Annotated in this window: 13 protein-coding genes; 3 read left to right on the plus strand and 10 right to left on the minus strand. The window is 54.2% G+C overall.

Going from position 1 to position 12,673, the window contains the following annotated elements; all coding sequences use genetic code 11:
• Window positions 1-68: 68 nt before the first annotated feature.
• The 6 genes from K7G70_RS04765 to hutF all read right to left on the minus strand — a co-directional run bounded on the left by K7G70_RS04765 (window position 69) and on the right by hutF (window position 5,095).
• Window positions 69-617, minus strand: a complete 549-nt coding sequence (locus K7G70_RS04765; RefSeq protein WP_223787456.1) for an isochorismatase family protein — start codon at window positions 615-617, stop codon at window positions 69-71.
• A gap of 9 nt (window positions 618-626) precedes the next feature.
• Complete coding sequence (locus tag K7G70_RS04770; protein ID WP_223787457.1) at window positions 627-1,163, minus strand: TlpA family protein disulfide reductase; 537 nt, start codon at window positions 1,161-1,163, stop codon at window positions 627-629.
• Window positions 1,164-1,225: 62 nt separating this feature from the next.
• Complete coding sequence (locus tag K7G70_RS04775) at window positions 1,226-2,128, minus strand: SPOR domain-containing protein (protein WP_223787458.1); 903 nt, start codon at window positions 2,126-2,128, stop codon at window positions 1,226-1,228.
• Window positions 2,128-3,216: a 3-dehydroquinate synthase gene (gene aroB, locus K7G70_RS04780; RefSeq protein WP_223787459.1), complete on the minus strand. Its 1,089-nt coding sequence runs from the start codon at window positions 3,214-3,216 to the stop codon at window positions 2,128-2,130. The genes K7G70_RS04775 and aroB overlap by 1 nt, the downstream gene beginning before the upstream one ends.
• Window positions 3,213-3,773, minus strand: coding sequence for a shikimate kinase (locus K7G70_RS04785; protein WP_223787460.1), 561 nt, complete (start codon window positions 3,771-3,773; stop codon window positions 3,213-3,215). Before K7G70_RS04785 ends, aroB begins: the two co-directional genes overlap by 4 nt.
• 62 nt (window positions 3,774-3,835) lie before the next feature.
• Entirely contained in the window at window positions 3,836-5,095 is a 1,260-nt protein-coding gene (gene hutF, locus K7G70_RS04790) for a formimidoylglutamate deiminase (protein WP_223787461.1), read from the minus strand.
• 62 nt (window positions 5,096-5,157) lie between these two features.
• On the opposite strand from hutF, the gene hutI reads away from it, so the two are divergent.
• Together hutI and K7G70_RS04800 are read left to right on the plus strand one after the other, a co-directional pair.
• A complete protein-coding gene (gene hutI / locus K7G70_RS04795; protein WP_223787462.1) occupies window positions 5,158-6,363 on the plus strand; it encodes an imidazolonepropionase in 1,206 nt (401 codons plus the stop codon).
• A 798-nt stretch (window positions 6,364-7,161) separates the two neighbouring features.
• Complete coding sequence (locus K7G70_RS04800; RefSeq protein WP_223787463.1) at window positions 7,162-8,487, plus strand: NupC/NupG family nucleoside CNT transporter; 1,326 nt, start codon at window positions 7,162-7,164, stop codon at window positions 8,485-8,487.
• 226 nt (window positions 8,488-8,713) lie between these two features.
• On the opposite strand, the gene K7G70_RS04805 is transcribed toward K7G70_RS04800, so the two are convergent.
• The 4 genes from K7G70_RS04805 to K7G70_RS04820 form a co-directional block, all read right to left on the minus strand.
• On the minus strand, window positions 8,714-9,172 hold the full coding sequence (locus K7G70_RS04805; RefSeq protein ID WP_223787464.1) for a hypothetical protein: 459 nt from the start codon (window positions 9,170-9,172) through the stop codon (window positions 8,714-8,716).
• A 12-nt stretch (window positions 9,173-9,184) separates the two neighbouring features.
• Window positions 9,185-9,502, minus strand: coding sequence for a hypothetical protein (locus tag K7G70_RS04810; protein ID WP_223787465.1), 318 nt, complete (start codon window positions 9,500-9,502; stop codon window positions 9,185-9,187).
• A gap of 56 nt (window positions 9,503-9,558) precedes the next feature.
• The gene (locus tag K7G70_RS04815) at window positions 9,559-10,620 is read right to left on the minus strand and encodes a hypothetical protein (RefSeq protein WP_223787466.1); all 1,062 of its coding nucleotides are present in this window, start codon (window positions 10,618-10,620) and stop codon (window positions 9,559-9,561) included.
• A gap of 67 nt (window positions 10,621-10,687) precedes the next feature.
• A complete protein-coding gene (locus K7G70_RS04820) occupies window positions 10,688-11,494 on the minus strand; it encodes a trypsin-like serine protease (RefSeq protein WP_223787467.1) in 807 nt (268 codons plus the stop codon).
• Between the two features lie 324 nt (window positions 11,495-11,818).
• On the opposite strand from K7G70_RS04820, the gene K7G70_RS04825 reads away from it, so the two are divergent.
• Window positions 11,819-12,319, plus strand: coding sequence for an HNH endonuclease (locus K7G70_RS04825; RefSeq protein ID WP_223787468.1), 501 nt, complete (start codon window positions 11,819-11,821; stop codon window positions 12,317-12,319).
• Window positions 12,320-12,673: the final 354 nt, after the last annotated feature.

Below are 12,673 nucleotides of genomic sequence, written 5' to 3' on the forward strand. Positions count from 1 at the left end.
TAATGAATCAGCCCATCATTATAACGAAATTGATCTGGGCTGCAGCAACATTCGGTCGGTCACCCAGCTTATTTAAGCAAGGCAGAAATCTCGCGAAAGCGTGGATGCTCGGCACTTTGCATCAGCTCAAACAAGATCATTTCGGTGCTGGTCAGCTCGGCGCCGGCCAACTGCATGTTGTGCAGCCCGAGTTTTTTGTTGTCCTTGGCGCGGGAGGCCACGGCCTGTTGGTTGACTTTGACCGCAAAGCCCTGGGCCAACAAATCCAACACCGTTTGGTAGACGCAGACATGCGCTTCGATGCCACTGACGATGACCTGGCGGCGGCCGCTGGCCCGCAGCTGGCACATGAATTCAGGCACCCCACAAGCACTGAAGGTGATTTTTTCATGGTAGAAAGCGGCACCCAACAGGTCCTTGATCTCGGGCTTGGTGGGGCCCAGTCCCTGGGGGTATTGTTCAAACCAATGAATCGGAATATCCAACAGCTCAGCGGCTTGGATCAGGGTAGACAAGTGCTTAAACAGCCGCTGTTTGTGGTGCATCAACTCGGCCAGGCGGCCTTGCACATCGATCACCAACAAGCTGCATTGGTCGGTTGAGAAACGGTTCATCATGCACCCATTTTAGGCGCCATCGACCAGTTGCTGCAATGCCTGCCTGATAAGTGCCGCCCAATAAGGGGCTTTGCGCATGCTTTTGGCCCCATGACCGGCGTTTTTTCTGACCAGGTGATCGGCCTGTACATTTCGCAAATCGAACACCAACTGGCCTTTGGCATCAAAGATCAACACCCCAGGGGTGCCATGCATTTGATACAAGTCCGCCACTTGTTCAGCCTCAGGCATCAATGTGAAGGTGTGGCCTTTGCTGTTGAGATAGGCCTGGGGGTCGGCATCTTCATGCACGTTCAATGCCAATACCTTTAAATTCAGCGGGGATTCGTACTGATGCAGGGCGCTTTGGATGTGGGGCATCAGTTCTTGACAGTATGGGCACCAAGTGGCCCAAAAAAACAACACCGTGACCTGTTGATTGGCCATCGCATCTGTGGGGAAGTGGTGTACTTTTCCGCTGGCATCGGCCAATGACCAAGCGGTGTTTTCTGCTGACCAAGTCGGTCCAGACAAAACCGTGAGCAAGGCAAATAGGCAAGATTTCAAAAGTGGGCTCCAACAATCAGATGATCAAGGAGACCTGGGTGATCGGTTTTTATTGCAAGCAATCAGTCGGCTTGACCCACGATGGTTTGGATTTGTCGCACCCAGGCATTGCCAGCCAGGGCATCGGGCAAGGTGTGGCGTTGACTCAAGGCTTGTTCACGGCTGTCAAACAAACCGACCAACACCACCCACCAATCGGCGCCATTGACTTCGGTGCGGACCACCGCATGGGGCATGGCTTGGATGCCCGAGGTGCGCACGAAATCATCGATGTGGTGGCGGTTGGAGGTGCCCACCACTTGGAACGCCCACTGTTCGGGGTGATTGCGTTGCCAGGCCCGAAAATCATTGGCCACCGCAGACCCATCATTGCTGGTATTTTGGCGGCTGGGATTGCTCGGCCGGGTCACCGGCTCAGCTGGCTGATCCATCAAATCATCGCGATTGACTGGCGGTTCGGAATCGGCTTGGGCCATGGTCACGGTGGATTCAGGGTCCGCCATCACCGGTTCGCCGGCTGGCGCATCGGCTTGGGCCAGAGGGTTGCTTGGCTCGGCTGTTTGGTCGCTGGCCCGAGCAGCCTCATTGGCGGCAGCTGGCTGTTCATTGACCGCCGTTTCGCGGGGAATGAAGTCTTGAATCTGGGCTTGCAAGGAGTTGGGATCAACCTCTTGTACCTGTTGCGCAAAATTTTGCCCGCTCGGCATGGTTTGGATTTCCACCTGGCCGTCATTGAATGATTCAACTTGATCGGGTTGCTCGGCCAATTTCATGGCCTTTTGGTGCGCTTTGTCCTTGTCATCGGCCGGCGCACAAACCCATTGTTTTTTGGCCGCAAAACAGACGATTTCAGTCTCCGGTGGTGGCTGCTCTTCATCCGCATCTTCACCGTTCTGGGCCACCGCCAGTGGCAACCACAAACAGCCCAGCCAAGCGCTGATCAGCCAGGTTTTGGGCCAACGCATCAAACCGAACCTCCAGGCTGGAGACAGGTGTTGAGGGTTTGTAGGATGTCGGCATCGGTGAGGCCATCGGCAATGAAAGCGTCACCCAAGCCTCGCATGAGGATCAAACGGTGCTGATCATTGACCACTTTTTTATCGGATTTCATTAAATTCAATAAGTCGTCTGCGCTGATGGGTGAATCCAGCATAATCGGCAAATCAAAGGCTTGCAACAAGTTTTCCAGCATTTTTCGTATTTCAGGCCCGGCATACCCCTGCTGCGCCGACATTTCGGCCGCCATGACCAGGCCCAAAGCCACCGCTTCACCGTGTAAATAACTGTATTCGGTGGCGGTTTCAATGGCATGGCCAAAGGTGTGGCCCAGGTTCAACAAGGCCCGCACACCCTGCTCTTTTTCGTCTTGTTCCACGATGTCGGCTTTGAATTGACAGCATTGCGTGATCAACGACATCAGGGTGTCGGGCTCCAAGGCTTTGATCGCTGCGGCTTGCGCCGCCAGCCAATAAAAAAAGTCGGCCTGGTTGATGCCGCCGTATTTAATCGCTTCACCAATACCGGCATTGAATTCCCGGGTCGGCAAGGTGTTCAAGGTACTGGCATTGATCACCACCGCCCGGGGTTGGTGAAAAGCCCCGATCAGGTTCTTGCCGTGGGGGTGGTTGATGCCGGTCTTGCCCCCCACCGACGCATCGATTTGGGACAACAGGGTGGTGGGGATTTGGATGAAGTCAATGCCGCGCATCCAGCTGGCAGCGGCAAAGCCGGTCATGTCGCAGATCACCCCGCCGCCCAGTGACACCAATAAATCACTGCGGTTGAATTGGTGTTCGGCCAAGGCATCCAAAATGAGTTGCCAACTGGCCACAGTTTTGTGGTCTTCGCCATCGGGCAGGATGCAGCTGAACACCGGCTGGTCACCGAATTGGCGTTTGACCTCTGCCAAATACAAGGGGGCCACCACTTGGTTGGTGACGATCATCACCTTGCGCTGTTGCCACAGCGGTTTGATCTCATCCAGGGCAAAGCAGTTGGCTTCAAGCAAAATCGGGTAACTGCCCCCAGGCAAGTTAATGGTCAATGGTTTCATCGTTTTTTTTGTATTTTGCGGTCTTCCGGTGATTTCAGGTATTGCACGATCTTTTTGGCCATGCCGTACGAACTGGTACGGCCACTGGCAAAAGACACGTCGCTGACTTGTTCATACCAGGGGTTGCGGATGCGGGCCAGGTTCAACAAGCGCTCGCGTCGGCCGGTGCCTTGCAACAACGGCCGCTGTTTGTCCCGCTTCAAACGCTTCAACTGGTGTTTCACTTCAGTCTTTAAGTAGACCACCAAAGCGTCGGTGTCTTGCAAAATTTGTCGGTTTTCCGGTGTTACCACGATGCCGCCGCCGGTGGCAATCACGCAATTTTCCCGGCTCAACAATTCCGCCAGCATGGCCGTTTCGCGGGCCCGGAAGCCGGCTTCTTTTTCAATTTCAAAAATCAAATTGATCGACACCCCAGTGCGGCTTTCCAATTCATGGTCCACATCGACAAAGGTTTTGCCCAGAAAATGGGCCATCTGTTTGCCCACTGTGGTTTTGCCGGCTCCCATGGGACCGACCAACACGATGTTGTTTGATTGACGCTTATTTGTGGACATGGTTTGGCATTCTATCACGGGGCCGTTGAGGACATGTTGAGACTGTCAACGGCCCTGTTTGTTCACAAGCGGTGACTCTTGATCGACACCCGATCAGAGAAAATCCACGCGTCCAATAACTGCTCGGCACGGCGTGCGGGCTCATGGCCCAACAGCGCCACCACCCCTGACAAGGCGCCGACACGGATGCCTGCCGCGGCGAAACCACAGGCCTGGTTGCCCCCTTGCACCGCCTGCAGCCATTGCCAGGTGCCGACATGGGGCTGGGCTTCACTGCAGCACACGTTGCGTTGTTGCTGCAGCAGGCGTTGGCTGTATTCGAGCATTTTCAGTTCTTGCTGTGGCTGGATTTCCACGTGGCTGTCCGAACCAATGGCCCACAGACCCTTTAGTTGTTTGAATGCCGGCATCGGGAAGATGCCATCACCCAAGTTGGCTTCGGTCAAAGGACACAGCACCGCCACCGCGCCGCTGTCGGCGATGTGTTCGACCTCAGCCGCATCCAGGTGGGTGGCATGCACCAAATTCCAACGCCGATCCACCGCAAACTGGTCCAGCAACCAAGCCACCGGTCGCTGTCCGTAATGGGCCAAAGATTGCTCGACCTCGGCCTGCTGTTCGGCAATGTGGATGTGGATCGGTGTGTCGTTGGGCAAGGCCTCGATGACCGCCTTCATTTGCTGTTGATTGACCGCCCGGATCGAATGAAAGCAAATGCCCAAGTGTTGTTCGGCTTGCAACTGTGGTTTGATCCGGTGGTGCAAATCCAAGTATTCTTCAACCGACAAACCAAAGCGTTGTTGCAGCGGGTTCAATGGTTGGTCACCGACTCCAGCAAAAGCATACAACACCGGTAACAAAGTGATCGGCAGTCCCACCTCAGCCGCCGCTTGCAACAAGGCCAGCGAATGGCTGTGGTAATCGCTGGGATCATCCAACCGGCGGTGCAGGTAATGGAACTCACAAACCGCGGCGTAACCGGTCTCACGCATCTCCTGATAACAGGCTTTGGCCACTTGATACAAACCGTCATGATCCAGCTCATTGGCCAGTTGATACATCCGCTCGCGCCAGGTCCAAAAACTGTCCTGACCCGCTGCGGCATCGGTGCTGCGGTGTTCAGCCAGGCCGGCCATGGCCCGTTGAAACACATGCGAATGGCCGTTGGGCATGGCCGGGATCACCACGCCCAGGTGTTGATCACCGGCTTGCGGTTCGGTCTCGGCCACCACTTCGATGAAGCGACCCTCGGACACCACCGCCCGCACCCGCTGATGCCAGCCATCGGGCAGCAAGGCGGCTTGAAAAAAATAACTGTTCATCCAGCACCCATTTTTGGATAATGAAGAAAACTGAACTGTAGGCCAATCGGCCAGCGAACACAATGAAAAAAAACTGCGATTTACTGATCCACCAGGCCCGGCTGATCACTTGCGCCGACAACGGCCAGCCTTGCGGCCTGATCGACCATGGCACGGTGGCCTGCGATCAGGGCCGCATCGTTTGGGTGGGGGCAGCCCATGAGTCCCATGAATATACCAGCACACAAACCATCGATGCCCAGGGGCAGGTGTTGACCCCGGGACTGATCGATTGCCACACCCATTTGGTGTTTGCCGGTTCTCGGGCCCATGAATTCGCCCAACGCCTGGCCGGTGTCAGCTACGAAGCCATCGCTCAAGCCGGTGGTGGCATCTTGTCCACCGTCCAAGCCACCCGCGCGGCCAGCCTGGATGAGTTGGTGGCCGGCACCGTCCAGCGTTTGCAACAGCTGCAAGCCCAAGGTGTGATGACGGTGGAAATCAAATCCGGTTATGGGCTGGATGTGGACAACGAACTGAAGATGCTGGCCGCCGCCAAAGCCGCCGGCAAACAAGCCGGGGTGGACGTCAAGACCACCTTGCTGGCCGCCCATGCCCTGCCGACAGAATTTGCCGATGACGCCGATGGCTACATCGATTTGATTTGCACCGAATTGATCCCGCATGTGGCGAAAAACCACTTGGCCGATGCGGTCGATGCGTTTTGTGAAGGCATTGGTTTCTCTTATGCACAAACGGACCAGGTGTTTGCCGCCGCCGCGCGTTGGGGCTTGCCGGTGAAATTACACGCCGACCAACTCAGCGACTTGGGAGGCGCCGGCTTGGTCGCCGACTACTGCGGTTTGTCCGCCGACCACGTCGAATACACCTCAACCGCCAGCATCAAAAAAATGGCCACCAACGACACCGTGGCCACCTTGTTGCCCTATGCCTTCTATGCGCTGAACGAAACCCGCAAACCACCAATCGAAGCCTTCAGAAAACACGGCGTGGATCTGGCCATCGCCACCGATTGCAACCCCGGCACCGCCCCCACCACCGACCTGCTGCAGTGCCTGCACATGGCCTGCACCCTGTTCGGCCTGACCGTCGAAGAGGCCATCCGCGGCGTCACCATCAACGCCGCCAAAGCCCTCGGCATCGACCATGACAAAGGCTCCATCGAAGTCGGAAAAGCCGCCGAACTGGTGCTGTGGAACACCACCGAAGTGGCCGATCTGGTGTATTGGCAAGGTGGCGATCGGGTGCAACAATTAATCAAACCTTAAGCTCACTGAGCCAGTCGAAGTGTTCCGCCAACTAAAAAAACAACACCCTGGAGCGCCGACTTCAGTCGGCATTCCAAAACAACTGGATCCCGGACCCCGATCCGAATCAAACGGCAGGAAAGCCGTTTTACCACGCGCAGCACCCAAAGGGCTGTTGGCAGGGATGCCAACAGGTACATCCAGTTGGCGGAGCCAACACGCACAGCGTCAATTAAGTCATCACGCATTGTAGTGGCTGTGAATGCCACCACCCGTATAAAAGCATGGACTGATGCCCACTGAAACTCGGCATTATAATGCGTTAATTGACTGAACTAGCCGCATATCAGCACCTGATGGCTGCGGCTCAACGCCTCGCCATGTCGTCGACTGAAGTCGACGCTCCAAAATTCTGTCAATTTGGCTTAACTACCAAGCCCACTGAGCCTGTCGAAGTGTCCTGATTCATTGGATAGGCTTCGCCACCTTTTTTAAAGAAATGACATCCTTGGAACGCCGACTTCAGTCGGCGTTGGGTTTGGTATGAAGCCCATTGAAACTCATTATGACAGTGCATTGATTCACTGACCAAGTTGCATGCCAGCACCCGATGGCTGCGGCGCAGCGCCTGGCCATGTCGTCGACTGAAGTCGACGCTCCAGGGATCATGCCGGACCGCCGGCGGCTTGTCGGTTTTTTTGGACTGCGACTTCACCCAACCAAAAACCATGGGGCATCAGCCAAGCCGAAACAGTGAATGACTTGATTTTCACATTCCTTTATAATCGACGGGTTATATAAGAATAAAGAGGGTCACACATGGACATCATTCCATCCGCAGGATTTTCCCTGGAATCATTGATGCGCGGTGCCATTGGCATGCTCACCTTGGTTGCCATCGCCTATGCCTTCAGTGCCAACCGCAAAGCCATCAGCTGGAAAGTGGTGGGAATTGGCCTCGGCATGCAATTGATTCTGGCCATTGGGGTGTTATATGTGCCCTTCGTCGGCGCCATTTTCGATGCGGTCGGCAAATTCTTTATCCTGATCATGGACTTCACCAAGGAAGGCACCAACTTCCTGTTCCGCTCCTTTGGCAGCGGCGAGATCGAATCTCCGCTGGTCAACTTTGCGGTGATGATCCTGCCCACCATCGTGTTCTTCTCGGCCCTGACCTCAGTGCTGTTTTACTTGGGCATCATCCAAAAAATCGTCAAAGGCCTGGCTTGGCTGCTGACCAAAGCCATGAAAATCTCGGGCGCCGAAAGTTTGTCGGTGGCCGGCAACATCTTCCTGGGTCAGACCGAATCGCCGCTGATGATCAAAAAATACCTCGAAGCGATGAACAAATCAGAAATCCTGTTGGTGATGGTCGGCGGCATGGCCACCGTGGCTGGCGGGGTGTTGGCAGCCTATGTCGGCTTCCTGGGTGGTGAGGACGAAGTCATGCGTCAGTTCTATGCCAAACACCTGTTGGCAGCGTCGGTGATGGCCGCACCTGGCGCCATTGTGGTGGCGAAAATGCTTTACCCACAGACCGAGGAAATCAATTCCAACATCGAAATCAGCCATGATTCAGTCGGCTCCAATGTGCTTGATGCCCTGACCAACGGCACCACCGAAGGCCTGAAACTGGCCTTGAATGTGGGTGCCATGCTGTTGGTGTTCTTCGCCTTCTTGGCCATGATCAACTACGGCCTGCAAGCGCTCGGTGGATGGGTCGGCCTGAATGAAATCATCGCCAACAACACCCGCTATGACGGTTTGACCTTGCAGTTCTTGTTGGGTTATTTATTCGCCCCCTTGATGTGGTTGATCGGCGTGGCGGTGGAGGACATCACCCTGCTCGGCCAACTGCTGGGCGTGAAAATCATCGCCAGTGAATTCGTCGGCTATGAAAGCCTGGCCAACATGAAAAACACCGCCAATGAATTCCACCTGATGTACGACAAGTCCATCCTGATGGCCACTTACATGCTCTGCGGCTTCGCCAACTTCGCCTCCATCGGCATCCAAGTCGGCGGCATCGGCTCACTGGCCCCCGGTCAACGCAAAGTGCTGTCCAGCTTCGGCATCAAAGCCCTGATCGGCGGCACCCTCGCTTCCCTGTTCTCCGCCACCATGGCGGGCATGTTGGTGGGGTAGCGGCTCAGCACAACACGCCCTGAAGAACCACAAACAACCAAACATCGTCATCCCGGACCCCGATCCGGGATCCAGGGTCTTTGGGGTGGTGCCGAGTCATTGCCACTTCATGACACACTTACCAGACCTTAAAAGACGCTGAGTACCGGCCCCTGTTTTCACGAGGGGCAGGCTCTTCGCCGGTAAATCGATCTGGTGGGTAAAGTCATACATGTAACCCACCCATTTACACGATTCTTTTGAGCTTCCTGATCTTCGCCAAAATCAACGCCCGGTTCTTCGCCAGCTTGACCCATTTAGGCAAGCGACTGATTTGGCTTTGGTTGGCCCAGCCGTGTTGATCCCGGCGGCGCAGGCGGTTTTTGGCCGAGACAAAATCTTCGATGTACTGCAAATGGGCCTCATTAAAAGCACACAATTGGCCTTGTGATGTGGTGATGGTGTAATACAAGGGCAGTCCGAACACCCAGTCGCGGTCGGCATGACAGTGCCAAGCCGGGCCGGCTGTTTTGCTTTGGCTCAAACCACAATCTGGGCACACCAGCTGAAAGGTTTGTTTGGGTTCATTGGCCTTTTGCCTGGTCAACACCCGTGCTTTACCCGCACAGCGGGGACAGATCACGACAAACTCATCGGCAAAAGCCCAACAGAAACGGAAGTCGTCTTTGAAATGGGTTTTATACAAAACAAGCACCCATCAAAAAAACCAAGCAATGAGGCTGACCAATCCGACCAAGAAAATGCCGAGAATCACCGCAATCACAGTCCAAAAAACCACCGAATCTGCGATGGAGTGTGGCGTTTCGCGTTCGAAGAACACCGATTCAACGAGTCGCACACCAACAAAATCCCCCACGTCGAGTTCCGACTCGCCATGATCCAGTGCCTGGCTGATGGCTTGTTGCAAACGTTGTAAACCGGCTTGGTCGCCAATCAGGTAATCTTCGTGTTCTGGCCATTCACTGCCGTGGCTCAAGAAATGTTTGTCAGCGGGTTCCATGTTCGTGTACTCCATTTTGGTTGGCTGGGTGCATCCGATTCATGATATACCATCTACAGATGGCCATTCAATCATTCCCCATAAGGCGTGGCCAGCATGTCGCTGATGCCCAGCTCCTGGCGGAACAGATAAACCACCCCGAGGATCAGGCACAGGCAAGCAAAAGCCACCAGGGCGCTGGTGCCTTTGGCTGGGTTGTCTGGCAGGTCCACTGGGATCTCCTCCCGATCGACGTATTCTGAATACAGTTCACACAAGGCCAGGATGTAGATGGGGCGCAACAACAACATGATCACCGCGGTGGCGACCAGGATCGGCACCGCGGCCCACAGGTAAAAGGTGTAGACGTGACCGTAGATTTCACCGCCTTCGGGCACGATGTCAACGCTCATGAACAAGAATAGGGTGCCGATGTAAGCCAGGATGCCCACCACCCAACACAAGGCCGAATAGCCGGTGCGCAGTTTGGCCACTTCTTTGAAGTTGTCTTTCACAAACAGCACCGAGTTTTTCCCGGAGCGGATCAAACCGTGGCCGGTCACCAAGTTGGGCAACACCCCAGCGGTGCCGAGTTTCCAGGCGTAGTACAAAGCTTCGGCCGCTGCTTTTTGTGCGGTGGTTCTTTTGTCGTCCTTTTTCGGCAAGCGATCCAAAATGCGTTTGACCGTGATCCAACCATCGATCCAGTGAAATGACCACAAAGGCCAGCTTTGTGGCATCACCATTTGTAAGCAGGCGGCGATGGATGAAGGCTGCCCTTGGCGGTGCAAAAAATGCGCGGCACCCATGCAACCGGACAAGATACCAATCGGATAGGCCACCACGCCGACACAAACAAAGGACCACAGCCACAACACCAAATCAGCGATCGAGCCGCTGTCAGACTCAGCCGCACTGCGCCACACCGATTCGGGGATCCAATCCAGCATTTGTACCCACAACAAATAGCCGAGGCCAATGGCCGCCCACTGCAACAGGCCAAAAACGAAAATTTCTTTTTCTTTGAAGCCCAAGGACAAGGCATGGCCAATGCGGCTGGTGAAACTGCCAATGCCGCCGGGAGGTTTGCGCTTGATCCCCGGCAGGTCTTTGATCTCGTCCCTGACGAAGCTGATTTCGTTGAATACCCCCATAATCGATGGTCTGTGTTGTGGCTCAGTCCATCATCATAACCCAAATCTGGCTTCTTGGCCTGAATGACTACTGGGCTTTAGGGCCCTGACCGATGACCGCATCAATCCATGGGTTGTGACTGGACACCCGACACAACACCGCGGTGCTGTCATAGACCCCACCCTTGAAGTCTGCCAGGTCTCCTTTGAAATCGCGAAAACATTGGATGCCAATCAATTGCGGCTCACCTTCAACCATGATGACGGTCGGACCTCCACTGTCTCCCGATCCCACTGTACCCTCCAGCGGTAAGGCCTGCTCAGGCCGATCGAATCGAAACAGCAAATGATTGGGTAACACCTGGTCAATGCGGTTGTTGAAATGGTTCAATGGCCGATGCATTTTGGTGTATGTCTTTTCACCTGTGATCCCGGTTCCGGTGGCCCCTTTACCATAGGTGGTGGTGATCTTGCCAAGCTCATCGTCGCCACGGTATCGTTTGATCGGCTCGGCATGGGTGACTGGTTCAGTTAATTTGATCAGCACCAAATCTGAACGCCCATACAAAAAATCCATCAATGGTTGGGCATCGCCGGTGAAAGGTTGATCCGGCATTTTTTTGTAGTTGGGGTGAAAAATGACTTGTGCCATGGTGTGTTCCACACCGTGCACAAAGATGGCTTGACCGACGTAGCTGTCGTCATACACCACATGACCGGCACTGAGCAGCCATTGCGGGTCAATCAACACGGCCGATCCTTCATGCGGCATGTCGATCAAAAAATCCGGTGCCGTTTTCAATGCATACGATTCCGGTGGCACATCATGGCGCATCACCACAGCTTGGCCAAAACCAGCAAAAACCAGCAACCACAGCATGTACAAAATTTTCATTTCAGCGACCTCAAAATGGAGCCATTTTACACAGTCTGCTGGTTTTTGTCTGTGTGGCTTATGAGTCATCAGGCCATTGATTCTTAAGACATTGGTCAATGGCGACCAGTCAGCGTTTCATTAAATTTCTGTGAAATGGTGGTTATTTTTGTGTGACAGCGATCATAAATTCTTGCAATTTTTTTTGCCTTGGTTTGTAATTGTATAAACCCTCACAGGAGAAAGTTGATTAAACGTCACCACCTCGGGTCGCATCAAACCCTCAGAACTGATGCATCGGGTATGCCATTAGAATGGCTGAATTGTGAACAAGTGGCCAAGTTAATGGCATTAGACATGGTGCAGTATGAATTCGGCGCCACCCTCACCCGCCTTCACGGCGGCATCAATGCCCTTTCTGGCAAACAAAGCTACTACGACATCCCTGCCATCATCGGCACCAAAGGTTACAACAACCACATCCACAAACAACTCGCCCAATACGTACCGCCGCTGAACAACCAAACTTTGTTCAAGCGCGATCAGAATTTGTGCCTGTATTGTGGTCAGGTTTTCCACCGCCACCTGCTGTCACGTGATCACGTCACACCGGTTTCGCAAGGCGGCAAAGACGTCTGGACCAATGTCGTGACTTCTTGCAAACGCTGCAACAACCACAAGGCCGACCGCACCCCGCTGCAGGCCAACATGCGTTTGCTGGCGATTCCATTCGCCCCGAATTACGCCGAATACATTTTTCTGCAAAACAAAAACATCATCTCCGATCAGATGCATTTCTTGATGAACCACTTCCCCAAGAAATCACCGTTCCGACTGCTTATGTAAACACAGAAAAACGTTCGAGCGCCCCTTTTGACCCGCCTGAAACCACAGGCCATACCCCCGACTCCCTCAACATAACCCCTCTTTTTAATCCCAAGCACTTGGTGATGGTGGATTGCTGTGATCATTCGATGTCCAAGCTGTGGTGCTGATTGATCAATACCAACCACCTGGAGCGCCGACTTCAGTCGGCATGGGGTTGAACTGAAGTCCACTAAAACAAAGCCTTGCGTTTCTTATTCATTCAAACAAACTTGCCAGCACCTGATGGCTGCGGCGAAGCCTGGCCATGTCATCGACTGAAGTCGATGCTCCAATACAATCTGTGTGATCAATTAATACATTAAGCTCACTGAG

The organism is Marinicella meishanensis (assembly GCF_019931145.1).
GTDB lineage: Bacteria > Pseudomonadota > Gammaproteobacteria > Xanthomonadales > Marinicellaceae > Marinicella > Marinicella meishanensis.